Here is a 26,754-nt window from a genome sequence, read left to right as displayed (position 1 = left end):
AATTTTACTCACAAATTAATAACTTCTGTAAAGCTGAATCACCTCTTTTTGTGCAGTTAAAATCTAAAATACCAAACATCTTACCGCCTGATATCCCTCATCTTTCCCAAAATTTTTCGCTTTCCAACTCCAAGGAAAACGGTAGACACCCAGGATTGGCAGTCGCCCACTCCTTAGCTTCTGCAATTAGAGTTTCGTTACCGGAATCGAGGTAGAATTGCATTTTGGCACGTTGCTCTAAGCGATCGCGTTCTTGAGTGCTGAGAATATGTCCCGTGATTACGCAGTATTGGCGCACCTTAACCCTAGCTTGGTTTAGAGCCATTAACCGCAATTTTGTCACTCGCTTGAGTTCCTCAATGCGGTAGGAAACATCAGCAGTCTCGTCACCAACAGATACACTGTGCAAGCCGTTGTTGGGGTTTTGGAGTGGTTGTTCTAGTGGAACCGCAGCAGGTATCGAAACTACACCCAGCCCGTTATCCTCCGTGTTAGATAAGTTTTGATTATCAACTTTTGACGACGTGCCGGAGCTACACAGGTATATAAAATCCTGATCAGAACTGAATTGATTTGATTGTAAAATATTTGTATGAACTGAATTCTCTAATTGATTGCTGATTTTACTGGAATTAATTTCAGCAGTATTAGAAGAATTTATGAATTCAAGATTTTCCGCAGGCTGGATGACAGCTAAGTCTGACTGAGAAACATCAGGTTGTTCAACTACCTCTGCTGACTCCAGCCCTTGGGGGGCTGTAGCAGCAGGAGGTAAACACCTACAAAAAACCTTCATATAGAAAGAATGAACGTAATTACTTATTCCACAAGGATTTTGAGTATCGTGTTTTACAAATGAGCTTTGAAATTCGTAAAATTGCCCGTTCTCATTTGATTGATAAGGGTTTGAGCCATTTTCTGCCCAAGGGTCTAAAATGTAGCGTGTGGGATGCCACAAATGTAAGTGTTTTTGTAGAGTCTCTTGGGAAATAGTTTTGTTAAAGCGACGTTTATACTCAGCACGTATAGCTTTTGCTCGTTCAGTAGCCCCTGCTGGTAACCCACTATCCCACTCTATTGCTGTTACTACTATCTGGATGCGTCTTTGGGCTTGTTGGCTACGTTCCCAGTTCTGCTGGTGGCGGCGGTCAAATGGAATTACGTTATCTTTGGGTTGATCGATCCTGCTAACCCCTGCTATGGCTTCTGCAAATGTGTTGGCGAATGTACCCAACAGTCGTTCTGGATAACTAACGTAGGCACTGTACCATTTGTTACGAATTGTGCATTCTACCCAATGCCGTACTCTAGCTTCGATTTCATGTTGGTGTCGGCAATATTGCTCATAGCCAGGGGCGTTAATTGCGGTGGAGAGGCAAAATTCGACTAATTTATCGCCTCTTAAGTCTAGAAAGACGATTCCGTAGCCTGCAAAGATTTGTAGGAGGGTGTTTGTTTGTCCTTGTCCCGTCCAACCGATCGCAATTGTTTCTTCCCAGTTGGCACGCCACTGTGCAGCATCAGCAGACTCTTGCTTACGATATCTCTCCCGTGAAATTTGTTTTTTGGCTTTGTTCGCTACCCGTTTTAATTTGGTTAAATCTTGCCGACTGGCTGCGCGATCGCAATAGTCGAGGAAGATAGAAACTGAGTCGCTAATTGGTTGTAGGTCATCATCAAGTAAAAATGACCCACTACCCGGTTGCATGGGACAACGGATGGCTTTGTAGTTGGTTATTTGTTTGGCACTATATGGTTTAGTGTTGGGGAAGATTTCTAGGTGTCCTTGACGCAGGATAAAGCCTGCATTTTTCAAGGTAATTTCTAAGGCGCAGGCTAAAGCAAAGGTAGGCAGGGGAGATGCAAAGTTTAAAATCAAATGATAACCACCACTAAAGCTGGACTGGAGAATGACGATATCGACTATGCCAATGTCCTCTAGTGCAGCTTTGATGCGATTTATAGATTCGATGTTATGGTAATCACCAAAAAAGTCTAAATCGATTGTGGCGTAACGGGTTGTGTTGTCAAAACGCAGACCTACTAATTTTGACTTATCTTGGTGCAGCTTCCACAGTTGCGAGGGTTGCAGGTAATGGTCGATAGTACGCCATGCTGGTTTTGCACCTTCTACTAAAGAAGGGGCAACTATCGCCCCAAATGGATGCCAAAAACGCTCTACGTAGCGTTTACCCAAAGATTCTGCGGGTAGGTGGGGTTTGATTTTCTTTTTTACAGGCTGTGAAAGGCTTAATTGGGGCCTGTTATCAACATCTGCCCCGAAATCTTCTTGGAACATGAGTGACTGTCCTGATGGTTTTAGTGCATCAGGTAGCCTCGCTGTTGGTCAAAATGTGTTAGCCTAAATTTGAAATTTTTGTTTTATTAATAAGCGGTTGGTTATCCGCTTGTTGGAGGCGACTGGTAATCGTCTCATGGTTGAAAGCAAACAGAGGTTATACTTGTTTAGGCTTAGACATACGTAGGCTTAGGCTAAGATTTAGTCCAACACGCTTCACCAACAACAATGCGGCTACCCAACTTTTTTTTGAGAGCTATTTAAATACGTCAGTTCTAGCGAAGTTGTGACTAAATCTAGAAAATAGTTTTGGAATAAGAATGCAAAGCTAGTAACACCTAAAAGTGTCACCAAAAACTGGCAGAGGTTAGTACAATGGGTGAAGATGAAATTACACTCCACCAACGAATTTAAAAACAAAAAACAGTCAAATATATCCATACGAGTTCAGCACCCAAAAAATGAACCCCTACTGCAATCAGTATTGAGATGCTAATCTATTAGATAACGTTAAATTGTAGGATAAATTCTCTGCTAGATTAACTGCTCACAGCTACCTATGCAGCACGAACATTACCCTCTTTTCTATTTGTAGACACTTCCATTGCTTTCATTTGGTTCTTATAATCCTCCCAAGTTTTTTCAAATACGTCAGACTCGTACATCCGCAATAGAACCTCCTCTTTATCAGTTAAATTTGGGAGTTTTAATAATTCAGCTAAAGATACCTGAACTGGAAAAACATCCCTAAACTTTTCCATTAAGTGAAGTATTCTTTCTCTCTGTTCAGCAGATGGTTCATCTTGCAACTCTGCATCAATCTGTCGCGGACGTAGATTCACAATTTCTAGGTTCATATTTACTAAATTCCTCAATCCAAACACAACAAATTCATTAGTTATACCAATAACACGCCCCACAATTTCCAACTCTGGCCGCAGTCTTTCCTTAAATTGATATACTTGACCAACTTGGAAACGCCGAAACGGATTGCGATCGCCATTCCGCATCCAAGCGATACCATCACTTATACTACCTATCTCGTCTGCTTCAATCAGGTCTATAACCTGGTCACAGATATCTTGATTGCAAACAAACTTGTAAGCTGCATCAATACTCCGGTTAAATTCCGCCTCCAGTGCCACAACTGCCTTAAATTTTTGCAGTTCCCTTAAGTGAGAAATATATTCAAATACTTTTTTACCCTTGTGATAACTGCCAACACTTATCCTTAAATTCTCTGAAACCTCCTGAATCACAGGTTTACCCTTATTTAATTGAGTTTTATTCTCATCTATCGAAGTGTTCAAATTTGAATACTTCGTTTCATTCAAACGACGGGCACTTTCCCGTTGTCTTTCTTTGGCTTGGGGACGAAGTACGCTCTCCCAGTACTGCCCTTCATGAAATTTCTGGTAATGAGTCTTCCCGCCTTCGCGGTGGAGATTAAAGTCAAGCACTAATTTCAAATCTTCTTCAGGCGAGCCAGACTCGACAAATTCTACTTTCACAGCAGAGATTCCCAACTGGCGGGCTATCTGCAAACGACACTTACCAGCTAAAACGACATTTACACCAGTGCGTGCAGATACCTTTAAAGATTCCAGAATCCCTTTTTCCGAAATACTTTTTTCCAAAGCCGGACGATCCTCATTTTCACCGTATATTTCTATCAGCTTTGGATGAACTACCAACTCCGCAGGAGAAATATATACAATTGCCGGATTATGCACCTCAGACATATTGATACTCCGGGTTACAAATTGCCTAAAAAAGATAAGTTAAATTTTGAAAAGCTTAAGCAGAAAGCAGGAAAAATCAAGCAGCAGGACGGATGGCACTTTCTCCAGTGGATGAAAGTGCTATTATTAGAAAATAATTAATTTTTGTAAATAATGAACAATTAATTATCAAACAATCTCCCGAAGAGAATTTTCGCAGTAGAAAACTATTATTATTAACCCATTTAAAACCAATTTCATTGAAGAGATATTTTTTGGTGTTATTTTTGGGAAAAATACATCTACCGAAAGAAAGATTTGTAAAACTGGTTAAACTCATGATATGATGTCTCTAGTTAATTAAATTGACAAAACAATGTTCCGCCTTGTTTTACTAACAAGTGGGCTTGTTTTCTCCTCAAAGCCCTGTTTGCACCAGGGCTTTGGGTGGGTTTTTAGAAAAAATGAACGCTACAAAAAGAGTATATCAGGCTTCATTCCATTTGGCAAAATTGTACAGTAAAGAGGGGTAAATTTTTAGATGCCTCATCTTCAGATATTAAATTCTCTTGAAAAACAAGCACTAGAACACATAGCGGCAACTGGCAGCGATGAAGTTAGCAAAAGAGCTAAAATTCTGCTAGGGCTAAACGAAGGCAAGAAGTACTTAGCCTTAGCGCAAGAAATTGGTGTAACCGAAAACTCAATAGCAAAGTGGAAAAAAAGATGGACATCAAGTACCATCTTGTCAGAAACCCAGGACTCAGCGATCGCAAAAGCTAATGAAGTATTGGGTGTCAACGTAGGCAGACCTAAGAAGTGCAAAAGTACAGAGGCAAGCAAAATTGTCGAAATCAGCGAATGGAGCAAGAACCGAAAACCTAGTCGTTCCAAGCACCACTACCATATGCAGGTAGCAGAAGAAGCTGCTAAGAGAGGTTTACCAACACTATCGCCAAGAAGTATAGGACGCATTTTAGAAGCTCAACCTTAATAGAAAGAGTCATCAAGCAAGTATTATCCTATCCCAAGGGAGTAGTTTTGCAATCCCAGTTTTTACCGAGGCTTTTCACCAAATTTTAATTCTAAGCAAGCATTTCCACACACTCGACCACTTGAGCAGAGGTCACTTGTTGCGCAATCAGAAAATCAACGAGTCCATTGAGTTTTTTACGGTTGTAGACGGTAGAATAGCCTTGAATTCGGCGTTCTTTGCAGAACTGTCGCAGCTTCCGCGCACCTAAATCCAAAAGCTTCTTCCTTTCTTCCTTAACGTCTAACAGCACAAGCTGTCTAGCTTCATCCGCAACCCCAGTTTCAACAACTGGCGGCGCAGTTTCAATAATGGAAGATTCCGGTTTAGAAAATTCTTCCTGAACAGAAACAGCACCAACACCAGTCAAATTCCCATGAGTTTCTAAAACTGGCAACTCTTCAGAAATCACCCCAACGCTATTACTGACTTGAAGTGATACTGATTGAGCAGGGACAAATATCACATAGAAGATTGGGAAGACCATCAAAAACAACTCGATTGGAAACAAAATATCGTTAACAGATTGCACAAAAGGCGATATTGCAAAAGCAGACATAATGTGATTCCTCCATGAATTACTGATGGGCGGCGTTTAGCGGCTTACCACCCAGTAGCGGGGGAAACCCCCGTACTGAGTGAAAGCTTTTACACGTATCCCAGCCAATAGCAGGAGAAAGGAGGATAAATTGCCTTTTTAAGCAATTAGATGAACTAAGTTTTCCAAAATTTGCAGTTGTTAAATTGGAGAAATTACCAGTTCAAGATACAGAAATTGCAAAAATGCGATTTTTCCGGCTTGTACTCGCAGCTTTTAGAAACTTCCTTATTCATCTCAGCACTCCAGATTTTTTACTCTTAAGGTAGTTAACGTAGCTAACCAAGTTGTAGTTATATCTGAGTTCTTGAGGAACGAAAGTTGAGTAAGGATGCAGTGATACACCATCACGGCGAAAGCGATGACAGGGCGCATATATATCAAAAAAGATAGATATTTCATCTCCATCAACTTCGATTTGAGCTATGCCCTTGAGTTCCTTTGTAAACTCTAAAACTCGTCCTGATGCTACATAGTCAAAGACCACTACATTTCGAGTACGGAAATACTGGATGTAAGAAAGAAGTGTTGCTTCCATACCAAGCTCAAGCAGTCTGTCAGAATGTTTAAGCAAGATACCGGAATAGGAAAAAGAAAACCTACGATTAGCGTATTCATCCCACAAGATAAGATTGCCGTAAAATTTGTAAATATTCGCTTGATTGGACGATATTTCTCTATTTAAATTTTCGACAACAGCATCATCTTCAAATGGAAACAACGCCTTACGTTCATCCCATTGCTTATCTGGACAGCAACTATTTTCTAAACATCCATATGGATGAATCCCACAAACAATATTATTGGCACCGTGCAGTAACTTACACCCAGCACATACTCGCAAATAGCAAGAACTAAATTCTTCGCTATTAACTGCATTAATATAGCGTCGGTGTATATCTAAATGCTCCTCTAAAGCTTCACAAGGTAAAGGTTTATAAGAGGAGAAGGTTTGTCCAATTAATCCGTCTGGATCGGTTTCATCATAGATTACTGCCAAGTCGTCAATTTGGTGAGAATGTAATTCTTGGTAGAGTACGAATTTCCGATATGGTTCTTCCTCAAATCTAGAAACAACCAAGCACTTTGAATCAGGATGTCTCTCAAAATTCATCACCGTGTAAGTGTAAATTGAAGGCAGACAATCAAAATCTTCAGAGTTCTCAGCTTTTGTTAATACAAGCGGTTTTATGTCAGCTATTTTTGCAGTTTCTCTACTCGAATTAGTTTCCTCCGATTCTTCAACAACGCTTAAGAAAGCACCGCCCAAGGAAGCAAGAATAATTCCGGTAAAGCCCAATACAATAGCACCAGTGCCAATATAGGCAATTTGTTCAGAGCGTTCTTTCTCAACTATTGGGAATCCGCCCCTAGCTAAGTACAATAAGCCCAAACCAGAAAAAGTTGCTACAGTGCCTAAAGCAATAGCAGTCAAAGACACCATTCCAAAAGCAGCATTAAGATTTCTCAAGCCATTAAACGCAAACTTCTTCAACATAATTCATCCCTCCAAAATGCAGGTCACAAGGTTTTTAATTACTCTCGCCCCGGCACAAATTGGGATTTGCTGAGAACTACACTACTAACCTACCCCTTACTCTATTAACAATTCCACAACTATTTAATAGATATGTACTCATTAATTTTCAGTCTCAGTAGTAGTTTCATTCCCAATGGTGATAGCAAGAGTCGAACTTGCTTTGTTGCTTAAAACAACAATCTAACCGAACTGAAATATCACCAAATCACAATATATAGAAATAACATATCTACTTTCCAAAAGTCCAAGTATTAGTTTCGTTTAATTCCAATTCTTCAAAACAGTTAGCAAAACCCGTAAAATGGAAACATCTTAGCGGCATCCGAGATATTAATAGTAAAGAAAAATTTTCTAGTTTAGCCAACTGTTGTAATCTCAATGAATCGTCGCTAAAACTATCGCTAACAAAGTGCAATCTATCAAAATTATCAATCACAAGTAACCCATTTAATCCATTAGATAATTCGGTTACTATATTTTGCCAATCCTGCTGGTAGTACAAATCAAAACTCATAGGAATAACATCAAATAGATGAGCCACACTAAAAGGATATTCAAGATTGAGATAAACAGACTTTAAAGTAATATCTTTAAGTAAACAGTTTTTCACAGTAAAAGTCTTACCAATATCCTGTTTACCCCATAAATTAACATTCTTGCCTGCATTTAGTTCACCAATCAACCAAGTATATTCTTGATAACGCAACATTACTATTATCCTTTAGATAAACTACAATTGTTTTGAAATTAAATGTGTGATTTTTTGATTGTATTTTTCTAAACTGTGTCTGGAGAATTGGTTAGATACAATAAAATTATCTAATAAGAAATCAGGTGATTGTGAAAGTCTTAACAGCACACCATCATCACCACTACTGCGATGATAGTAATGAACAACGGGTGATTGGATAACTGTCAGGTTATCGTTACGAATTGCTCGCCCTGTAACTAGCCCATCCATAATAAATTTAGCGGCGGCAGCTACATTATCACTATCTCGTGCAAAATTTTTGAGATACCAATGGAACTCAATCCACACTGTACTATCAAAACAAAATTCACATTCTCTAACAAATTCACCAATTAAGTTTGTCCAATACTTCTTAAGTTCAGCACTAGCTTGCCAACTTGACCGTGCCTGGTTAATAATTTCGTTCATACAAGGGGGTAAAGGCATGGTTAGTTCAAATATCATCTTCACCGCCACCTTTAAAGTTATTTAAAAATTCTTCGACAACGTTTCTAAATTTCTTGTATGACCTACCATCTTGACGGGATAAATTGAATACTGCTTTGACAATTTCATCAAGTTGATAGCCCTTTTGATGCAAATTCATAATTGAGTTTCTTGCTTCTTCGTCAAGCTGCACCTTAAAACTAAAACTGCCCTCAAAATCAGTCTTAGACTGCTTAGTTTTAGTAGCAGTAGTGGCTTTAAATTTACCATTATCATTACTACGACTCTCGCCATACAGACTAGCGACAAATTCATCAAAATCTAACCCAGATTTCCATGCTGTATAAGGATCGTTATGGTTTTTTGCTTCCAAGAGTAATTGCTGGAAGTATTCAGGGTCTTCATCGTCAGCAACATATAAAGCTTGGAGTCGTAAAACTTCAGTCGTCTTGTACAAAAAATCACCGTATCCCAGCAAATAAACTGCACGCTTGTCTTTATCGTCCCCAAGGATAATACAACTATCTTCAGGACGGGTTGTAACAAAGGCTGTCTTCGCTGGAAAGTTTGAGCGAATCAACGGGTCTATCACGTTTTTGTCAGGTCGCTGAGTATATAACAATACATGAATCCCCGCACCACCCGCTTTTGCAAGCAACTTCATCAGCGCAGTCTCAATGCGATCGCAGTAGTTATCATCGGAAAGTAGGTCAAAACACTCGTCAATTAGACAAATTACTCGTGGCATGACACAATCAGGTGCAAAGCGTGAGTTGTACTGTGAGATCGTTTCAATGCTGCTGTGGCGCTCAAATTCCTGGTAGCGCAATTCCATTTCTTCGACCAAGTAATCGAGTAAGTTAGCAGTAGACTCTGCATCACGTGCAACTGGGGCAACAAGATGGGGAAGCCCATCAAATTTACCAAAGGTCACACGTTTAACATCTGAAAGTGCCAATCGCACAACAGAAGGGGGATATCGTCGCACTAAGTATAAGATTGCGGCTTTCTCAAACTGGGATTTTCCACCCCGCGTCCGCCCACCACCCAGGATATGAGTCACGTTATCGCTATAAAGGGGAATTTCGACATAAGTGCCATCAACATCAACACCACCGGGGATAGACACAGAATAAATGTCAGGTTCGCCGTCAAAAGTAAAGTAATCACGGAAATAAGCAAATTGTCTGTCTAACCTGGGTATGTCAAATACAACTCCCCCAGGCACTACACTCACCATTGGCGCAACTTTTAAGCCTAATTCTTCACCAAGCTGCTGTACTAAGTCATTACCGATATCTTCTACTTTTTTATAACTAACACCCCGTCCCAGTTTTACCCTAATACGGTTAAAAGTGGGGCCATTTTTGGCATCAACATACTTAGCATTAATATTAAAATCTTCTAAAGTATCAACTAATAGTTTTCCTGCTTGCCCCATAGTTAAAATATTTGAGCTAACAATCTCATTATTAGCAATTTCCCTATCCAAATATTTAGGTTCTTTTAAAAGAATTGAGCCATTACCTGTCATTTTTAAATCTAATGGTTTACCTGTGGCACGCGCAACAAGCACTGCCGTTCGACAGCAATAGTTTTTAATAAAGTTATCTCTCGATTTATTTGCTAAATCAGTAAAATAACCAGTTCCTTTATTGCTCAAAAATAAATTATAAAGATTCTCCTGAACTACTTTATAACCAATCTGCTTGAGATAAATATTTTTGATGGATTCTATATATTCAAATAAAGATTCTATTGGCGAGATGCTAACTATCTCAATCATTTTTTGATACACGTTATGTTGCTCCCACTGTGAGGGCATTCGATTGAGATGGATATATTCAAGTGCATAACGTACAAACTCGTACTGATTTAAAGTACAATGTTCTGCACATATTGATAATATTTCATCATCGTTTGTACCTGCAATTACTGATTCATATATTACCTGAAATAAAAATTCTAAATTAAATTCAACAACTGGACGTGATAATTTTGCTCTAAAATCAATCTGCTTTAAAACAGTTTCAGCATAAGAAATCATTGCTTCCGGTAAAGCTTCTTGTACATTCTCTACAATCTCTTCATTGCTCAAACCATCTTGTTTGGCCTGTACAATTGCAGTCCAAAGCTGTTGTTTTTGAATTTCAGTATTATTATTATCAGTATACATTTCTAACATTATTTTTCTCAATTATTAGGATGATAAAATTGAGTTAAAGAATAAAAAATTGACTATGAAAAATTGGAATAAGTGGAATGCAGAGGAAGAAAAACTTCTTGCTAGATTAGTTACAAAATGCTCAAATATTGATGAAATACATCAGGAATATTTTCCATATAGAAGTAGACAATCAGTAAAAGGAAAACTGAGGTTACTAGGATTAACACTTGAACCACAATGGACTGTCGAGGAAGAAGAAATATTACATGAACTTTACTCTGAGTTATCACCAAAGATGATACAATCTCAGTTCATGCCTCATAGAACTCTTCCCGCAATTCACGCTAAAGCACAAAGACTTAACCTAAAACAACGCCATAGATGGACAAAAGATGAAATGCGATACCTCAAAGATAACTATTTAACTGAAACTTATGAGGTCATAGGAAAAAAATTAGGTAGAAACGAAGCAGGGGTAAGAGCTAAAGCTCAAGCAATGAAATTAAGAAAACTTGAGTCGTACACAGTTAATCATAATTATTTTAGCACTCCAAATTTAGAAAATTGCTATTGGGCAGGATTTTTAGCAGCTGATGGATGCATAAATTATTCAAGTCATGGTTATATTTTAGAAGTTGGACTACAGGAACAAGATTTAGAGCATTTAAAAACATTAAAGGATTCACTTGAATGCGATCGTCAAATAGCCGAAATGCATAATTCTAATCAAAAACATCAATATCCATTTGGGAAAACCTACACTAATGGTAAAGCCTTTAGATTGAGAATAAACAGTAAACAAATATGTGATGATTTAATTAGCAGATTTAATATTACACCAAATAAATCTTTGACTCTTGAACCTCCTGTTCTAGATAATGAGCAATTGATAAAAGCATTCATTATCGGATTAATAGATGGGGATGGTGGCGTAAACTTATTCAAAGTCAAAGAAAAAGTTAATAGCATAGAAATAGACCTCACAGGAACAATAGAAGTACTCAATTGGGTAAAAAACTGGTTTGATATTTGGGTTCCTAATAATCACTACAAATGTGCTAAACCCAAACAAAGCATGAATTCAAAAGCTTATCGATATCATGTAGCAGGAAAACGAGGAATAGAATTATGGAAAATACTATCTCAAGTTAATGTACCTAAGTTAAAACGTAAATGGCACAAACCTTTACCCTATTTTTGACTTCCATAAACTACCAACATTTTTTGATAATAATTACGTAACTCTTCTAAAGATTTTGGGTTTTGATTGTACGAGTTGCAAATAAGACTGGCCCAAATTCTACCTACTTTGCATACAGCAGTATCAAACCTTCCTGCTTCAATGTCACTTAAGGCATTATTACGACGAATATATTCAATTGCCATCTTGTCCTGAGAAGCTGGACTAAAATCTTTTAAGTTTAACTTTGGCTGAAGGTCATACCAACTTATATCCAACATTTGATAAGCACCAGCCGCAGTTGAACAAACATTTTTACCATTAATAGGAGCGCACTGTTTCTTTAACGGGTGTGTAGAAAAATTATTAAAAGTTCCGTTAAATACTAACTTGCGATAACTTTCTGGCTCACTGGTTCCTGTTTCTGCCCAACGAATTGTTGCTAAAAAAGCACTCAAACGTGGTGAATAAAGATGTGGTGAATAAGAACTTGTATTAACTCTGCTTCTTAAACTATTTGACGACAATGAAGAAACACTATTACCTTGAGAAATTGAGAAATAAATGCCTAAAGTAATTAAAGAAGCAGTTGACAAATGAATGGGTTGAAAACGGAATATAAATTGATGACGAGGACTGAAAACCAATCCTACTAAACCACCAACAATAAACCCAAATTTCCAACTATCAACTGCCTTACCGAAACTACGCACTTGGCAAACACTATCCGCACCCTTTGATACCAATCCACATGGCAGTGAAGCTACTCCGAAAGAAAATGCAACGGAGCAGGCTGCACCAACCACACCTGATATAAAAATCGGTACAATTTGCATTGCTCTTGCCAATAGCTAAATAACTTTCAACGATTAGCTATATACTCGTGTAAATAAGGACGGGGGTTCTGCGCTACACCATTAACGTGAACCTCAAAATGTAAATGTGGCCCCGTCGAAAACCCCGTACTACCTACTGCTGCAATCATCTGCCCACGGACAACTTGTTGTCCCTGCTGCACATACAGCTGACTAGCATGACCGTAGAGAGTAGATAAACTTCCCTGATGCTGAATAACAACTGCTTTGCCGTAACCATCCTTGTCACCCGCAAAAGCTACTCGGCCAGCATCAATCGCATAAATTGGCGTACCCTTGGCTGCGCCAAAATCAATTCCCCTGTGAAACTTGCGATCGCCTGTAATGGGGTGTGTCCGCCAACCAAATTCACTAGTTACAGGAGTACCAACCGCAGTAGGAAAGGCAATTCGACCGTTATTTAAAACCTGATTACTAACAACAGTTCTAGGTAGTATTAGATTCTGGAGAGATTTAACTAATAATTGAGATTCAATCCATCCAGAAATCTGGGGAATGACCATAGCTGCAATGACAACTGAGGTTGCGATCGCATATCTCCAACTTTCACTCGAATTAGTATCGGCTGTCTCATCCAAACTAGTTACAGTCGAATTACTAACCTCCTTTTTACCGTCAGTTTCAAAGATTATTCGCATTGTCTCAACGCCTTTTTGCATTAGCAGGAGAAACCTGCCAACAACCAATCTTTGCACTACTCAATATTTCTTCAAAATCATTCTGAGCTACACGGCAATCAGGAGAATTTAGTCCATTTCCGGATGTTGCAGATTCCTTAACTTTAGGGGAATAGCGCGTAGAGACAGGATTAGAAGATATATTCACACTAGGTGTAGTAGAGACAACAGCTGGCGATAAAAATTGAAGCTTTTGTGCCAACGCCACAACATTACGCCAGTTATAAAACTGCAAATACCCCGGTTGCAAGAGATCTGCAATCCACACCAGCAGTACGAACCAAAAAATTGCCTTTACCCACATTAATCCAACTGCTTAACCACAGGCAGGGCAAAAGAAGGAACTTCCTTGGGTACAACTTCAATCTTTTTCCCAGCTGCATATCCTGGCCCGGTATAACTGCCATTAAGGAGAAAATTCAACAGCATTATTAATAACCACACTCCTACAGCAGCGACACCCACAGGAGATTTAATTACATCTGATAAAAAATATACTGGATACCAGCCAAATCTCCAGGGATTCTGCGGGTGTAGCCGATGTGCTTTCCAAGTCTCAATGTAGGGAATTTCTATCTGAGGAACTCTCGGCTTATAAGCAGTAGGTGCATTAATATACCTAACTTCTACGGGTTGAGTATCATAAGTGGTCATAGGAGAAATGTTAGGTTGGTGATTTACCATTCCTCCTTGCTGTACCTGCTGCAACATATTTTGCAACCGATTGGCAGGCACAATTGCTCCACCTTCAGAATAATCAACATCAAAATTACGGCGTTGATTTCTACTCATAATATGACCTCAAATTAACTAACTAGCCGGCTGGTTTATTATTTATTTGGGAGTTAGTATCTTCCCAAAAATCTTCATCTTGAAGTTGGGCGTAAAACTCCTCTGGAGATAACATTCCAGGTTGATTTTGTACTCCATCTTCAAGAAACTCACTACTATCTACTCGCCCTAATCCAGAAACAGTAGAACGAGGAGAAAATTGAACGACATTCTTAGCAGAAAACTCGTTATTAAATCTCATCCCAGGAGGCGAAACTGGGGGGATTAAAGAAGGCTGAATATCAGTATTAGAAACACCAGCATGAAGTTGTTGATTGCCAGATTTTCCCAAATTTTCAGACACTGCATCTGTTTCTTCAACTGCATTGTTATAGTCAGAAATTCCCCAACTCAAGAAACAAGTAAACCCAGCCAGAAATATAACTGCACTCATCCAATGCACTCCTGAATTGGGAGATGGCATCATCTCAATCGTTGTGCGAGTTGAACCTTCCAGGGTAGTACGAATAGGGGTACGTTTGACTGCCGCTACAACATTGAGCGAACACAAAGCTATGCAAATTATCGCAGCAGCAAACTTAACATACATGACATCACTCCCCTGATTTATTAACAGGCTTTCTATTAGGAATTGGCTGAGGTAATTGCTTCTTCATTTGTTGGAGATATATTCGCCTTTGTTCCTCCTTCTGGCGTATTTTCTCGCGGATATCTGCCACCTGTGCCATCTGCTCTACTGGATCTAAATACCCTCGCGCCCGTAATAACTGCGCCTGTGCAAGCGAGTATGGTTCTTGAGCATTCCTAATCTGAATTAGCATTTGATTCAGATCGACCGATGGTTGAGATTCCAAATTCTGGGCGTAATCAATCGCCTCTAATTTACCCAAGATCAAAACAGCAGCAGCCCCGGTTGGTATCTTCTCCTCAACTTTCGTACCATCGGTTTTGCGGTATCCCCAGTAAAAACTATTATTTCCAGAAGCCGCTTCTAGTAACACATCCAGCGAGTTGAACTTAACTATCTCCAGTGCCGGCATATAGTGAAGGCGGTAAAACCCAGATTTCTCATTAGCCTGCATCCTGGATATTTCACCCCGCAGTTGCTGTCCCCACAATGCCGCCGCTAACTGTCGCCAGCCTGTAAGAGTAGGCGCACCTTCTACTGAGGAGTAACTAGACAGATGGTCTATATTGTAGTCAGTACGGGAAAGCTTTTCTAAGTACACTTCTCGAATTTGGGCAACTTGCGCCTTTACTTGCTGTACCTCCGATATCTGATTACCTGGAATTTGTTGCTTCCATCCAACCATTAATGCAACCGCCCCAATAACAGACAGCGCACTAACAGTCGAACACACCGTCCACAAGGTAACATTTACCTTTTGTCTTCTTCGACTTGGTTGTTTATTTCGTACAGGTGTAGGAGTAAACATAATTTACCCCTCACGTATTATCAACAACCAACTGCAACTGAGGGCGCTTGTTTAACTCGCGTGCGATCGCAATTCCCGCACCACCCACAACTATCCCGGTAAGTAGCAACAGAGGATGCAGGGCAAGCGTGGCCCCCACTCCCAATAGCTGTCCTACCATCCCAGAAACACCCAAGTTCATTAACAAACCACCCGCAGTGTTGACCAAAAAATCAAATGCTGCACTCATACCTGCTCCCTGGAAAACCAAATAACTACTAGTGCCAGAATTAAACCAACTAATTCACCTATGCCTACACCCACTAAAATTGGCTGGATGCTGTAAATCTCCTGTTTATCCCGCGTTGGGGGAATCGCTACCCATGTCCCAACCACAGTACCAGCTACTACCGAAAGTAAATTTATACCAACTGCTTGGGTAGATGTTTTTCTCAAATTAAGTAAACTCTCATCCCGTATTCGATAGCAGATGGGTAACATCTGAGCTACTATTTCTTCTGAGATTGCCCGGTTTTCGGCTGCGAGGACTTCAACTGTCTGGGCTGCGGTGTCGATGTACCGACCAACAGAGGATGAGTCTCTTCCCCCCAGTTCACCTTGCCGAAAAAATCGTTATCAATACGCGAATTGATTCGCTCTTGCGCCTGGTCGTAACCAGCCGCAACGGAAGTATTACCTTCAGCCAGCGAACTACTGCCATGAAAAACAAATTCTTCTAGAGCAAGTGTGGAAGATTCAAGCACTACTTTATGGCGTAATTCTCCTAACTGAATTCCCCTGTCTGCATCCCGGTACAGTATTCCTACAAAACTATCGGGGGAAGCTTGTTCTGGATCTACGCCAAATCGCTGTTTAATATACTCGCGCTTGTCGAACTTATGTTCGCCTACTTCTGATTTGCGATCGCGCATTGCAATCAAGTGCTGGGCAGCTTCTTCAAGGGACATACCTTCACGAGAAGCTATCTCTTTGAGTTGAACTAATTGCTGTTCGATTGTTTCGTCAAGCGTATCATTTGGTTGCAAAGCTAAATCTAACAACCGACAGCAGGTACGTACTACATCAGGCGACACCTGCAAAGTCTCTGCCACTTTGTTGATATGCTTCATTGCGCTCAATTCTCCTAATTACTGATTGCACAATCGGGTTATTTTTTTCTTCATCAGATATATGCTTGGTCAAAAAGTTATAAAGAGTTAAGCCATTAACTTTTTGTAAATAAGCATCTAAGCCACCAGCAGGAATTACTTGCTGTAAATATTCCTTATACGTCAACCGCCGAATTTTGGTAGCAACGTAGAAAACATCAGCAATCTCAACTGTTGCTGCATCAAAATATCCTCCCCGCTTTCGCGGTTTGACTATACCGGCATAGGGATACCACTTTTGTAAAGCAGAGATTGAAATCCCGTATCTTTCGGCAAGTGTTTTTTGGGTATAGATAACGTTTTCACATATCATCAAACTCAATTCCAAGTGAAAGACAACATCAATGAGAAGCGAATTAAACTAGCAAATTACTAAACTGTTTATAAATTAGAAAATAATTTACCAAATATGCCAGTTTAGTACAGGTATAGCTCAACTCAAATACATCTATAGTTCAACCTATCTCCAAATAAACTGCACACTAGCCAAGTTACATACTGCCTGTTGATAATGCAAGCACGTTTGTATATATGAGTAAAAACAATAAAAAAAATACTCTTTTAATAAAAAATTACTCTAACAGAAATATATAACGAAATATGGGACTTAATAGCCTGTGAGAAGTTCATCGAACTTTTACCCATTTATCTTGCAGTCTCATGTTATAAAAATACTTGCCTTCACAATCTAATAACTGCAAAGCTTACCCTTGTTGAGAAATAGCCTGCTGCTGTTTCTTTACCGCGCGAGCTATCAGAGGGGCTTTTTTCTCTAATCCTTGTAGAGTCAAATCACCATCCAAATAAAGTTGATACCATTGTTGACGCTGGCGCAAGACTCTTTCGTCATCCCGTAACCGCAACCGTTCCAAAGTAAATTCTGCCCTTTGAAGTTGTTGCGGAGGAACTTTATCTGTTAATACTAATTGTAGGGAAGGAAGTAAAATTTCAAACCAATCTTCTCCCAAATCAAAAGGATCAAGCACCTGGTCGTCAAGCGTACCTTTACTACTATTAATCCAAGCAGAAGCAAAGCGTAAATTGCTCCATTCATAAGCTAAATTGCGATAATTTTCACGGCTGCGATAATGATCTACTGTCCCAACTGGTTCATACATAACGCTATAGCCACAAAGATTATTAAATCCATCGGCTAAATAACTTTTGAAAGGCGACCAATAATCTCTGGTTCCTTTTTTGGGATCAGGATTTTTTTCCAACCAAGTATTTCCCGGTTGTCGCACTTTTTCATCAAAATCAGGCGGTTCTGGAGGAGGATTAAATGGCATCATCTGTGTTATACCTCTGATAACCCAAAATTTCTTTTCTCCGTTGTAACTATCCAACGGGGCCAAAATGGGTCATGTCCTGGTAAAACTCTTTGAAGTTCCTGATGGATTTGTGTTGGTCTTCTCAAGTGTTCTGGAAACGCATTCATATCATCATTACGCATCCAAGCCTCTGCTGCTTCAATTGCGATTTCTGCTTCTTTGGAACGGGCTTGTTTGAGACCAAAAATTTCAGAGGTTAACCATCCAACTGTATCCCCTTGTTTTGACCAAGGTACTTCATCAAGGCTAACTTCTCTATCTTGTAATTTAAATAAAAATAGTTGATCTTCTTCCTCATTAAAATTTGGCTCTAAGGAAGCAAGAACAAGAGGAGAATGAGTAGTTACTAAAGCCTGTATCTTCATTCTGGGTTGTAATTCTTTCACTACAGCTAAAATAGCTGGTAAAATCACTCTCTGCCAACGAGGATGTAAATGAGATTCAATTTCATCAATTAGTAAAACTATCTGATTTACTGGCTTTTGTTGCCGTAATTCAGCAGCTTTTTTATGTTCGTACCAAGTCCACACTAGTAAATAAGCTAGTCCCAGAATACGCTTCATTCCGGCTGATGTTTGAGTGACAGGAACATTCCCGTAAGGTAGGTTAACAGTAGGAATATCGCGCACATCTTCAATAGAAACTCGCGTTGATTCTCCCACTTCTATCCATTCTGAAGGGTGAGGTGCAAGTTTTTTAATAACATTAGAAAATAGTTGAAATGGATATTTATTTGGTTGATTTTGCCATGTTACCCAATCTTGAATTAAACCATTACAAAGAACTTTATTTTTTAATTTTAATCCATTCCAGAGTGTATTTGGATTAAAATTATAAGCAATATCGCGTTGGCGAGCTGGGTCAAAAACAGAAAAACTACCATCAACCCGTACATAAATAACGACCTCTTTTAATAAAGGAGGCATTTGTAAACTACGCCATTTTTGTTCAGAAAAATCAAAGTAACTCTGATATTCTCTTATATCTTTTTTATTGCTAACTATTCCTGTAATTTGCGGATTTTCACCTCTGACTCGCTGTGGGTACGCTGGTTGTTCTACCCAATTTGTAGTCATCACCCACCAAGCGATATCTAGTAAAAAACTTTTACCTAAACCATTATCACCTGTAAATATATTGAGCCTATCGGCAAATGCGACATCAAAGTGGGCAGCAGGTCCAACTTGCTGGAGGTGAAGTTCTTTTAACATTTTGCTCTCCCAAACAATTTTATACTTATCAAATAACCTCTTATAAATTAAATAACTTTACTTTAATTATTAACATTATTTCTTTAACTGCGCTTTTAGACAAATTTAGTTAATTACGCCTATGAATTTTATGGAGCCAGCTATTTTATCGTTTGAAAAATAACAATATTCCGTGCGGATAATTCGTACATTTGTCTTCATTAAGATTAGAATGTTGTGATTCATATCCTTGTAAATCTTGACTAGTAAGTGAGTACACATCGCTGGTTAGAAGTTGATATCCTTGAGTTTTAAGATATCCAACTAACTTATCAGGGATTACATGGGATGCACCATATGTTGGTAATAAATTATGTGCAATTTTATCTTCATCTGAAATATCTAATCTAACAATACCTGTACGACAAAATATATTAAAATCAATTGGTTCAACCAAACTACTTGTAATAATTTCAATTGATTTTACTTCCTCAGCTAACTGATTTGTACTTGCAAAATTCCGCGACCACGGGTTTCCAATTAAAAATAGCCGCACTGATATCGCCTCCGGTTGCACATTCACTATATCGAGTAACAACCGCATAACGGCATCCGGTTGTAAATAATCTAACACTCCATGTACTGAAACTAACCGTAATGTTTTAGGAGCGTAAAGTTTTGTCAGTTCTAGTTCTGCTAGATTGCGATCGCAAAAATAATTTAACTGTAGATTTGGGTATTGGCTGCGTAAAGCTAAAAACTTTTCTGGTGGATTAGTAGCAATGTCGTAACAGTCAATTGTCGGAAGTTGGTAGCGCGTTAGGTCAACTCCTTCAAAACCAAAAAAAACTTCTCGCTCGGCAAAACCTGCACCCAAGATAGCTACACTATCATTTTTACCTGAAAGAATGGCTTCCCAAGTAAGGGGATAAACATTAGGAGTAAGTTCTAAAAGCCTAGCTTTACTAATCTCTAGGATATTGCCGCTGCCCTTGTTTTCTAGGAATCTTACTGCCATAAAACCTCGCTAATTATGAAACAACCTTGGGACGGCTGATTGGTGTAATGTCTTTACCTTCGCCCAAACGGTACACTTCACAGGCCAACGAATTACCTAACTATCAGAATCAAGGCTAGCTTCCAATTCTTCGATAGAAATATCTTTATATCGCGCATATTCTGCAAGTTGCTGATTAATAGTTTCAAAATTTGCTTCTATCCTTGCGGCGATGATTTGGGCAGCAAACGCAGCAGGGGAACGGCCCCGAAGCTTTGCCCAAAGCTTTAACTTCCGAAAGTCATATGGGGATAGGGTAATTGAAAAACGAACGTTTTCCTCTGCCATGTCTAATACTTCTTCTAGCTGTGTCTTCATTAATGTACATCCTCTTTATTATCTCTGGCGATGGTCTGGTGATGCTTTAAAGAATCTATTTTGTTATTTTAGCGTTAAAGTTGCTTGACAGACTCTCTAGGGATTCTCTAGAGTTATATTTATCTGAATAAAATTTACGTACAAACGAAAAGAAGCCTGAAAGACAAGGAAAAATCCAATTTCAGGTTTGAGCCAAAAAGTTAAATATCAAGAATCTTTGACCTATATGGAATCTCTGCCATGAACCACTACAACACCCTCAAAATCCTCCCAACTCAAGGTTTAGAACCTAGACAATTTCTACGCTACTGCTTCGGTATAGCCGAACTCAGCCCCCCAGAACTTCTCGAAGAAGAAACAGATTCGCAATACCGCAAAAAATGTATCACCGTACTATGTGCAGTCTTAGGGGTACAAAGACCGACAGTTCGTAAGTGGGGAAGCGATCTCAACTTTGACGGAATACCCAACTACTGCAAAATTTCACTTGCTTACATTCACGCGGCCGAAATCATACCAAACCAGCTAAAAAGCATCTTGATAGGAGAATACAACGCACCGGAAGTAGACGCTCAAACCTTTCTTGAAAGAATACTCCTTGAAGGGTTAACTGAACAGCAAATACTGCAAACTGTTTCCCACGCCAATTTTCGTGCAACTTGTGTCAAAACCCTCACGCAAGTATTACACATTGGCACCAAATCAGTCCAAGATTGGGGTCAAGATATGTCGTTTCACAAAATGCCCAAAATTCACAAGCACACCTTGGGCTATGCTTTGGCTGCTATTTCCAAATCATCAAAAGCTTGGGACAAACAAGCAGCCTGAATTATTTGCGCTGACTGAAATAGGTAAGTGGTCTTTTAAGACCAACGAAATTAATGCAAAGTGAATCTTATCATGCCAGCAACTATCACATCAATCTCTTATCTCCAAAAACATCAATTAGATCCAAATCCAACCGCACATATCGAAACCAGCAGTCTGGAATATTTGCACGCCGCTTTCTTACTCTACGAATATAAAACCACCTACAGCAAGAAAGAATACCGAACCTTGCTCGATACATACGGTTGGGATAAAGGAAGCTCTGAGGAAAAACGAGCGCTCAAAATAGCCGAAAACTTCCAAGAATTTTTAACTTGTCCTCAACACCTAGCCGCAATTCCAGTAACAATACTTCTCAGATTGTGTTCTCTTCAATACAAACCAATTATCAGTCAGCTACAGAATTATCCAATTGGGGGATTGACCTGCAAACTGGTACTGGAGTTAATCGAAGAAAGGAAAGCCCTCCTTAAAACCCAAAAACAGGAACAACAAAAGCAGATATCAATCTGGCGCAGAACTCCAAAAGGCGATCGCTACTGTCAATTTCCTCCTCAGTGGGAAGAAGACCACCAAACAGGGGTACTCACACAGGAATTGATTGACGGATATGGACTACTCCCTCAGCAAATTCTCCGCGCTGCGATCGCAGATTATCACGCCAAAATCAAATCCCAAGAAAAAGAGCAGCCCCAGGAAGATACTGCTGAATCTGAAGTGGTTGAGTCGAGTATGCTTCCACAATTAGAAACATCCCCAACAGAGAGCGAAAAAGCTATAGAAGTTAACTCTAGGCTAAAACAAAACGAACAAACCAGCACCGATAACGCTACACAACAGCAGTCAGTTGGGGAAGAAGTATTAATGCTGGCAGAAAAACTCAAATCAGCTACCAGTTATTATCAAATTAGAAGTGCTATCTACAGGCATCTGGCTGTTAAAGATGAAGCTTGGCAGCAGCTTTCCCCAGAAGAACAGTTAAGAATTAAAAGATTGTTACCCCAGGAAGTATTAGCTCTCCAAACAGCTAGAGAAGCAGGTTTAATTATTGACTACTATGAGTTAGAAACTGGCTGGTTTCAAGTATTTATTGCAGGTGAAGATAAGCCTGTAAGCATTAGTAAATCAAATGTAATTAGTTGGATACAGGAACAAGAAAGACTCAACTGCGTAACTACGTAAATCACCACAATCAGCTAACGCCTCAGCTTTCAAATTAATCTAAAAAAGTATAAATGGAATTGTCAGGAAAAATACCCTCAATTCCTTGCTGCTACATGATTAAGCTATCTCGTCCGCTTGGAAATGAGAAACATCAAGCTCGTTATTACTTAGGTTCATGCGCGAACCTCAAGAAGAGATTTCAGCAGCATCTACAAGGGTCTGGGTCAGCATTTACTCGTGCTGCGATAGAACGCGGCATCGAATTCAAAATTGTCTACGTGTGGAAGACCTCAAGTAAACAAGAAGCCCGTCAGCTTGAAATTCAACTTAAGCGATATAAGAACCACGCACAATTATTAAAAAGAGTACAAAATGCAAAAACTAATTCGATACAAACAAGGTAGATCCAATTTTAAATGTGCATTACAGAGTAAGCTTTTGCTATTAATCCTAATTTTGTATGAAGATGCGCTGACGCGCAAGAAATAACAGTGAGTTTTTCAGATAAACACTCGTCGGCATCAACTCGATAGTGTAAAAGCTGTCTTAGCCTTGCTTGGGATGTGAAGTGCATTTTTGAAGGCATTCCATGAATAGCGCTCGCATCTTAACTAGATTTATAGATTAATATAGTACAAAAGTATTGCAATGACTATTTTCCTTTGTCTGTGTAAACTCATATGTCAAAAATTAACCAGATCCAAAACGAACTGCTGAGACTGGATGGTGGAGCATTCCAAAAGCTTGCGGATGCTTACCTCTACAAGAGAGGATACGACCGTATCAATCCACTTGGATCTGTAATTGGTGCTGACAAAGTGAGACAAGGAACTCCTGATACATTAGTAGTACTACCTAATGGAAAGTATGTCTTTGCAGAATACACAACACAAAAAGAAGGGGTTACTAACAAGTTTAAGAAAGACCTCAACAAATGTTTTGATGAGTCAAAAACTGGAATCTCTGTTGAAAAAATCCAAGAGATAGTTTTATGTCATACCTCTATGCTTTCCCCTGATGAGGAAGATTTACTGAGGGATGAATGCCAGAAGCGAGGAGTAAACCTCAATATCTTTGGTATTGGGCCTATCTCCTATGACCTTTACCAAAAGTATCCAGGCATTGCACGAGAGCAGCTAGGGGTTGAGGTAGATACAGGACAAATTATTGATGTTGATGAATTTGTTAATGCTTATAATAAAAAAGCAGCTACTCCTATTAATACAACTTTTCACTTTCGAGAGGAAGAGTTAGAAGAAGTATTACAAGGGTTAGAGAAGAGTAATCTTGTTATTGTATCTGGAAAAGCAGGGGTAGGTAAATCTCGACTGGCACTCGAATGTTGCAATAGATTTTTAGCAAGTCACCCTGAATATCAAGTTCGATGTATTTTTCTTCGAGGAGCAGATATTTTTGAGGATCTACGGGTTTATTTCTCAGAACCTGGTTGTCACCTGATTTTGGTAGATGATGCCAATCGGGTCAATTCATTTGACTATTTCATTGATCTGCTTCATAACCAACGTGAGGATCAAAAAATCAAGGTTATTGCTACTGTTCGAGATTATGCCTTTGAAAAAATTCAGAAATTATCGTGTTCTTATAATAATTGGGCTGGCGTAGAGCTAAACTCTTTGGATGAGAATCAGATAAAGCAAATACTTAAGGATGAGTATGAAATTCTTAATCCTCTCTATCTCCACAGAATTGCTGACATTACACAAGGAAATCCTCGTCTTGCAATCATGGCTGCACTATTAGCAAAGCAAGAAAATAGGCTTGACAGTATTAATAATATATCTAATCTTTATGACGAATATTACTCTTCAGTCCGAAGAGATTTGCACGAACTAGGTGATGAAAATCTCTTAAAAGCTGCTGGAATCGTTGCTTTTTTCAGGACAGTAGATCGCTCAGACGAAAACATGATGAAGGCAATTGAGACAGCATTCACTATTAGCCAGGAAGTTTTTTGGAAGGCTGTTCGCCAGCTACATGAAACAGAATTGCTCGATATGTATGAGAACGAGATTGTGCGAGTTTCTGACCAAGTTCTCGCTACATATCTTTTTTACCTTACCTTCTTTAAAGATAGATTACTTAAGTTTGCTACTCTCCTAACTCATTTTTTTCCTCAGCTTCAGTATCGACTTGTTGACGCTCTCAATCCTGTTTTAAATACCTTTGATAGTGAAAGAGTTATAGAAGTAATGCGTCCACACGTTAATCAAGCATGGGAAATATATAAAAATGCAGGAGACGAAAAAAATCTGATGCACTTTATACAAGTTTTCTGGTTCCTCAAGGAAACAGACATCCTTGTATATGTTCATAACTGCATTTCTATAATGGAACAGGAATCAGTAGATTTATCTAAATTAGATATTAAGCCTAACTCTAGCATTGCATCACTTTCTATTCTCAATATACTAAATTTATTCAGCCATTCAGATGAGAGTAATCTCAAGATAGCGTTAGATATTCTTTTACAATACGCCAAAAAACGACCTACTGAAATACCGCAAGTGCTTTACCTTCTGACTGAACAATTTGGTTTTGATCACGAATCTTATCGTTATGGTTTTGCCATTCAGCAGATAGTAATTGATGTACTGTGGGAACGAGTTAAAAATGGTGAAGATGTATTATTCTCAAAGCTATTTATCGCTGTAGCTAAACATTACTTTTTTACAGAATTTGATACTACTAGAATGAAAGGGAGAGCGATAAATATCTTTAAATTCACCTTACCACAAATACCGGAACTATCTGAACTTAGACAAAAAATTTGGCAGAGGGTATTCCAACTTTATCAAGTAGCTCTTCTCAAAGAAGATGTGCTTAACCTTCTTCACAATTACAGTACATCAGGTTATAAGGTTTCGGTACATGAAATAATTGCCCAAGATTCATCTGAAGTACTTCCTTTTATTGATTCATATTTAGATGCCAGCAGCTATTCTAAATGCCTGATTATTCAAAGCTATTTAGATCATTTAGAACGTCATAATGTGCCATTTGATAAAAATTTGCGTGAACGTTTTACTAATAAAACCTATGCTCTGTCTGAAATTCTTTTTTATGATCCTTCAGAAAGACTACACCGCAATATAACAGATAAGGAAAATGAGCGACTTATTGAAAACTTCTTGGTCAACTATAGCTTTGAGGAGCAAGAGCGACTTAAGCAACAAAAAATTCAAGACTTCTTTGTAAACTACAACTTGGAAGACTACAAGCAGTTCTTTAATCAATGCCTTGAAATTCAGCAAGAAACAGGTCGTCTAAAACATAATGCGTACTATTTTCCAAGCCAAGTAGCTAGAGTGTTTATTGCTCTGGCTGATCGAGATCCCCAATTATATATTGATGTTATGAAATATTACCTAAGTTGGGGAGAGCAATTGAAGATTAATGACCTTAGACTGATTAATTATCTAATTCATATTTTAAATGTTGACAATACTTATGAAATTATTAATCAAGCTGATTATCCTTCAAAACGGAAGTGGTTATTTAACTTTTATCGTTTATTACCTCAAGAACTAATTAGAGAAGAGCATCTAGATCAACTTTGTAACCTCTATAAAGAAAGTCAGACTAATGAAGTGCCAGACGATTTGAACTTTATTTTAAAATATTGTGCCTTAGAAAAGGGTATCTTGGTCAAGATAGTAAAAATTCTGCTAGAAGTTGGCAATGATAACTACAAGAATTATCCACTATCATGCTTATTCAATAAATATGAATACGAATCTAATACACTTTTATTTAATTGTTTTGATAACAAATTTAATATATTAAAGGAAGCTTATCTTCAAGTATTGAAGCACGATCAACACATGGATGATGATGGGCGATATTTTGTTTATATTCTAAACCGCAATCCAGAATTTATTTTTGAATATATCGATTGGATTTACCAGCAGCAAGAGTACTCATATCATCGAAATGATAGACAAGATTATTCATTCCTCTGGAGATATGACAACTATGATAAATTAATGAGCCAGATAATAGAATATATTTATAATCGAAATCGATAACAGCTTAGCTTACGATCTATTAGACTTAGCAATTTTTTTATTCTTAATGCAAATGGAAAAGACAATGAAATTTTGTGGGAACGCCAAGATAAACTTTTGATAGCATTAGTCATATCTAAGTACAAAGAAATTGAGTTTATTCAATTTATATCTGACATAGTTATAAACTTCTCGTAT

27 protein-coding genes are annotated in these 26,754 nt (G+C 38.6%); 6 read left to right on the top strand and 21 right to left on the bottom strand.

Annotated features, from left to right (window positions below; translation table 11 throughout):
- Positions 1–97 precede the first annotated feature (97 nt).
- Positions 98–2,299, bottom strand: coding sequence for a hypothetical protein (locus NIES593_RS00265; RefSeq protein WP_073597686.1), 2,202 nt, complete (start codon positions 2,297–2,299; stop codon positions 98–100).
- A gap of 557 nt (positions 2,300–2,856) precedes the next feature.
- Entirely contained in the window at positions 2,857–4,041 is a 1,185-nt protein-coding gene (locus tag NIES593_RS00260) for a ParB N-terminal domain-containing protein (protein WP_073597685.1), read from the bottom strand.
- Positions 4,042–4,561: 520 nt separating this feature from the next.
- On the opposite strand from NIES593_RS00260, the gene NIES593_RS00255 reads away from it, so the two are divergent.
- Complete coding sequence (locus tag NIES593_RS00255; RefSeq protein WP_053457966.1) at positions 4,562–5,014, top strand: helix-turn-helix domain-containing protein; 453 nt, start codon at positions 4,562–4,564, stop codon at positions 5,012–5,014.
- A 91-nt stretch (positions 5,015–5,105) separates the two neighbouring features.
- Here NIES593_RS00255 and NIES593_RS00250 read toward each other — a convergent pair whose 3' ends face one another.
- The 5 genes from NIES593_RS00250 to NIES593_RS00230 form a co-directional block, all read right to left on the bottom strand.
- Entirely contained in the window at positions 5,106–5,612 is a 507-nt protein-coding gene (locus NIES593_RS00250; protein ID WP_073597684.1) for a hypothetical protein, read from the bottom strand.
- Between the two features lie 271 nt (positions 5,613–5,883).
- On the bottom strand, positions 5,884–7,149 hold the full coding sequence (locus NIES593_RS00245; protein WP_073597683.1) for a hypothetical protein: 1,266 nt from the start codon (positions 7,147–7,149) through the stop codon (positions 5,884–5,886).
- 271 nt (positions 7,150–7,420) lie between these two features.
- A complete protein-coding gene (locus NIES593_RS00240) occupies positions 7,421–7,900 on the bottom strand; it encodes a hypothetical protein (protein ID WP_073597682.1) in 480 nt (159 codons plus the stop codon).
- Between the two features lie 21 nt (positions 7,901–7,921).
- Positions 7,922–8,386 (bottom strand): RusA family crossover junction endodeoxyribonuclease, encoded by a 465-nt coding sequence (locus tag NIES593_RS00235; protein ID WP_017307637.1) that lies wholly within the window; start codon positions 8,384–8,386, stop codon positions 7,922–7,924.
- A complete protein-coding gene (locus NIES593_RS00230; RefSeq protein ID WP_073597681.1) occupies positions 8,376–10,553 on the bottom strand; it encodes a DNA translocase FtsK in 2,178 nt (725 codons plus the stop codon). The genes NIES593_RS00235 and NIES593_RS00230 overlap by 11 nt, the downstream gene beginning before the upstream one ends.
- 55 nt (positions 10,554–10,608) lie before the next feature.
- Between NIES593_RS00230 and NIES593_RS00225 the strand changes: the two genes are divergently transcribed.
- A complete protein-coding gene (locus NIES593_RS00225; protein ID WP_073597680.1) occupies positions 10,609–11,736 on the top strand; it encodes a DUF2057 domain-containing protein in 1,128 nt (375 codons plus the stop codon).
- Here NIES593_RS00225 and NIES593_RS00220 read toward each other — a convergent pair.
- The 14 genes from NIES593_RS00220 to NIES593_RS00155 form a co-directional block, all read right to left on the bottom strand.
- Complete coding sequence (locus NIES593_RS00220) at positions 11,727–12,551, bottom strand: glycoside hydrolase family 24 protein (protein ID WP_073597679.1); 825 nt, start codon at positions 12,549–12,551, stop codon at positions 11,727–11,729. The two genes, NIES593_RS00225 and NIES593_RS00220, sit on opposite strands and share 10 nt — an antisense overlap.
- A gap of 26 nt (positions 12,552–12,577) precedes the next feature.
- The gene (locus NIES593_RS00215; RefSeq protein ID WP_017307640.1) at positions 12,578–13,249 is read right to left on the bottom strand and encodes a M23 family metallopeptidase; all 672 of its coding nucleotides are present in this window, start codon (positions 13,247–13,249) and stop codon (positions 12,578–12,580) included.
- A complete protein-coding gene (locus tag NIES593_RS00210; RefSeq protein WP_017307641.1) occupies positions 13,233–13,571 on the bottom strand; it encodes a hypothetical protein in 339 nt (112 codons plus the stop codon). Before NIES593_RS00210 ends, NIES593_RS00215 begins: the two co-directional genes overlap by 17 nt.
- A complete protein-coding gene (locus tag NIES593_RS00205; protein WP_073597678.1) occupies positions 13,571–14,059 on the bottom strand; it encodes a hypothetical protein in 489 nt (162 codons plus the stop codon). The genes NIES593_RS00210 and NIES593_RS00205 overlap by 1 nt, the downstream gene beginning before the upstream one ends.
- 22 nt (positions 14,060–14,081) lie before the next feature.
- Positions 14,082–14,648, bottom strand: coding sequence for a hypothetical protein (locus tag NIES593_RS00200; protein ID WP_073597677.1), 567 nt, complete (start codon positions 14,646–14,648; stop codon positions 14,082–14,084).
- A gap of 4 nt (positions 14,649–14,652) precedes the next feature.
- The gene (locus NIES593_RS00195; protein WP_073597676.1) at positions 14,653–15,495 is read right to left on the bottom strand and encodes a phage terminase large subunit family protein; all 843 of its coding nucleotides are present in this window, start codon (positions 15,493–15,495) and stop codon (positions 14,653–14,655) included.
- Positions 15,496–15,505: 10 nt separating this feature from the next.
- Positions 15,506–15,724 (bottom strand): hypothetical protein, encoded by a 219-nt coding sequence (locus NIES593_RS00190; protein ID WP_011316696.1) that lies wholly within the window; start codon positions 15,722–15,724, stop codon positions 15,506–15,508.
- Complete coding sequence (locus NIES593_RS00185) at positions 15,721–15,975, bottom strand: hypothetical protein (protein ID WP_073597675.1); 255 nt, start codon at positions 15,973–15,975, stop codon at positions 15,721–15,723. Before NIES593_RS00185 ends, NIES593_RS00190 begins: the two co-directional genes overlap by 4 nt.
- Positions 15,976–15,983: 8 nt before the next feature.
- Positions 15,984–16,535 carry a hypothetical protein gene (locus NIES593_RS00180; RefSeq protein ID WP_073597674.1) on the bottom strand — a complete coding sequence of 184 codons (552 nt, stop codon included), beginning with the start codon at positions 16,533–16,535 and terminating at the stop codon, positions 15,984–15,986.
- Between the two features lie 22 nt (positions 16,536–16,557).
- Positions 16,558–16,956, bottom strand: coding sequence for a hypothetical protein (locus NIES593_RS00175; RefSeq protein ID WP_010994008.1), 399 nt, complete (start codon positions 16,954–16,956; stop codon positions 16,558–16,560).
- A 391-nt stretch (positions 16,957–17,347) separates the two neighbouring features.
- Positions 17,348–17,935, bottom strand: coding sequence for an HNH endonuclease family protein (locus NIES593_RS00170; RefSeq protein ID WP_073597673.1), 588 nt, complete (start codon positions 17,933–17,935; stop codon positions 17,348–17,350).
- Between the two features lie 5 nt (positions 17,936–17,940).
- The gene (locus NIES593_RS00165) at positions 17,941–19,185 is read right to left on the bottom strand and encodes an AAA family ATPase (protein ID WP_073597672.1); all 1,245 of its coding nucleotides are present in this window, start codon (positions 19,183–19,185) and stop codon (positions 17,941–17,943) included.
- 145 nt (positions 19,186–19,330) lie between these two features.
- Positions 19,331–20,182, bottom strand: a complete 852-nt coding sequence (locus tag NIES593_RS00160; protein WP_073597671.1) for a hypothetical protein — start codon at positions 20,180–20,182, stop codon at positions 19,331–19,333.
- A gap of 96 nt (positions 20,183–20,278) precedes the next feature.
- Positions 20,279–20,539: a hypothetical protein gene (locus NIES593_RS00155; protein WP_010994011.1), complete on the bottom strand. Its 261-nt coding sequence runs from the start codon at positions 20,537–20,539 to the stop codon at positions 20,279–20,281.
- Between the two features lie 240 nt (positions 20,540–20,779).
- On the opposite strand from NIES593_RS00155, the gene NIES593_RS00150 reads away from it, so the two are divergent.
- From NIES593_RS00150 to NIES593_RS00135, 4 genes are all read left to right on the top strand, one after another.
- Positions 20,780–21,367 (top strand): hypothetical protein, encoded by a 588-nt coding sequence (locus NIES593_RS00150; RefSeq protein ID WP_073597670.1) that lies wholly within the window; start codon positions 20,780–20,782, stop codon positions 21,365–21,367.
- 72 nt (positions 21,368–21,439) lie between these two features.
- Positions 21,440–22,549, top strand: a complete 1,110-nt coding sequence (locus NIES593_RS00145; protein ID WP_073597669.1) for a hypothetical protein — start codon at positions 21,440–21,442, stop codon at positions 22,547–22,549.
- A gap of 53 nt (positions 22,550–22,602) precedes the next feature.
- Complete coding sequence (locus NIES593_RS25410) at positions 22,603–22,935, top strand: GIY-YIG nuclease family protein (protein WP_217651760.1); 333 nt, start codon at positions 22,603–22,605, stop codon at positions 22,933–22,935.
- 276 nt (positions 22,936–23,211) lie between these two features.
- Positions 23,212–26,577 carry an nSTAND3 domain-containing NTPase gene (locus tag NIES593_RS00135; protein WP_073597667.1) on the top strand — a complete coding sequence of 1,122 codons (3,366 nt, stop codon included), beginning with the start codon at positions 23,212–23,214 and terminating at the stop codon, positions 26,575–26,577.
- Positions 26,578–26,754 lie beyond the last annotated feature (177 nt).

This window comes from Hydrococcus rivularis NIES-593, assembly GCF_001904635.1.
Classification (GTDB): Bacteria; Cyanobacteriota; Cyanobacteriia; order Cyanobacteriales; family Microcystaceae; genus Hydrococcus; species Hydrococcus rivularis.
The sequence above is the reverse complement of the archived record's forward strand: the minus strand, read 5'-3'. Positions and strand labels throughout refer to the sequence as shown.

Coding starts and splice junctions, on each gene's coding strand:
- NIES593_RS00265 (WP_073597686.1), bottom strand. CDS start 2,299: ATGTTCCAAGAAGATTTCGGGGCAGATGTTGATAACAGGCCCCAATTA.
- NIES593_RS00260 (WP_073597685.1), bottom strand. CDS start 4,041: ATGTCTGAGGTGCATAATCCGGCAATTGTATATATTTCTCCTGCGGAG.
- NIES593_RS00255 (WP_053457966.1), top strand. CDS start 4,562: ATGCCTCATCTTCAGATATTAAATTCTCTTGAAAAACAAGCACTAGAA.
- NIES593_RS00250 (WP_073597684.1), bottom strand. CDS start 5,612: ATGTCTGCTTTTGCAATATCGCCTTTTGTGCAATCTGTTAACGATATT.
- NIES593_RS00245 (WP_073597683.1), bottom strand. CDS start 7,149: ATGTTGAAGAAGTTTGCGTTTAATGGCTTGAGAAATCTTAATGCTGCT.
- NIES593_RS00240 (WP_073597682.1), bottom strand. CDS start 7,900: ATGTTGCGTTATCAAGAATATACTTGGTTGATTGGTGAACTAAATGCA.
- NIES593_RS00235 (WP_017307637.1), bottom strand. CDS start 8,386: ATGATATTTGAACTAACCATGCCTTTACCCCCTTGTATGAACGAAATT.
- NIES593_RS00230 (WP_073597681.1), bottom strand. CDS start 10,553: ATGTTAGAAATGTATACTGATAATAATAATACTGAAATTCAAAAACAA.
- NIES593_RS00225 (WP_073597680.1), top strand. CDS start 10,609: ATGAAAAATTGGAATAAGTGGAATGCAGAGGAAGAAAAACTTCTTGCT.
- NIES593_RS00220 (WP_073597679.1), bottom strand. CDS start 12,551: ATGCAAATTGTACCGATTTTTATATCAGGTGTGGTTGGTGCAGCCTGC.
- NIES593_RS00215 (WP_017307640.1), bottom strand. CDS start 13,249: ATGCAAAAAGGCGTTGAGACAATGCGAATAATCTTTGAAACTGACGGT.
- NIES593_RS00210 (WP_017307641.1), bottom strand. CDS start 13,571: ATGTGGGTAAAGGCAATTTTTTGGTTCGTACTGCTGGTGTGGATTGCA.
- NIES593_RS00205 (WP_073597678.1), bottom strand. CDS start 14,059: ATGAGTAGAAATCAACGCCGTAATTTTGATGTTGATTATTCTGAAGGT.
- NIES593_RS00200 (WP_073597677.1), bottom strand. CDS start 14,648: ATGTATGTTAAGTTTGCTGCTGCGATAATTTGCATAGCTTTGTGTTCG.
- NIES593_RS00195 (WP_073597676.1), bottom strand. CDS start 15,495: ATGTTTACTCCTACACCTGTACGAAATAAACAACCAAGTCGAAGAAGA.
- NIES593_RS00190 (WP_011316696.1), bottom strand. CDS start 15,724: ATGAGTGCAGCATTTGATTTTTTGGTCAACACTGCGGGTGGTTTGTTA.
- NIES593_RS00185 (WP_073597675.1), bottom strand. CDS start 15,975: ATGTTACCCATCTGCTATCGAATACGGGATGAGAGTTTACTTAATTTG.
- NIES593_RS00175 (WP_010994008.1), bottom strand. CDS start 16,956: ATGATATGTGAAAACGTTATCTATACCCAAAAAACACTTGCCGAAAGA.
- NIES593_RS00170 (WP_073597673.1), bottom strand. CDS start 17,935: ATGATGCCATTTAATCCTCCTCCAGAACCGCCTGATTTTGATGAAAAA.
- NIES593_RS00165 (WP_073597672.1), bottom strand. CDS start 19,185: ATGTTAAAAGAACTTCACCTCCAGCAAGTTGGACCTGCTGCCCACTTT.
- NIES593_RS00160 (WP_073597671.1), bottom strand. CDS start 20,182: ATGGCAGTAAGATTCCTAGAAAACAAGGGCAGCGGCAATATCCTAGAG.
- NIES593_RS00155 (WP_010994011.1), bottom strand. CDS start 20,539: ATGAAGACACAGCTAGAAGAAGTATTAGACATGGCAGAGGAAAACGTT.
- NIES593_RS00150 (WP_073597670.1), top strand. CDS start 20,780: ATGAACCACTACAACACCCTCAAAATCCTCCCAACTCAAGGTTTAGAA.
- NIES593_RS00145 (WP_073597669.1), top strand. CDS start 21,440: ATGCCAGCAACTATCACATCAATCTCTTATCTCCAAAAACATCAATTA.
- NIES593_RS25410 (WP_217651760.1), top strand. CDS start 22,603: ATGGAATTGTCAGGAAAAATACCCTCAATTCCTTGCTGCTACATGATT.
- NIES593_RS00135 (WP_073597667.1), top strand. CDS start 23,212: ATGTCAAAAATTAACCAGATCCAAAACGAACTGCTGAGACTGGATGGT.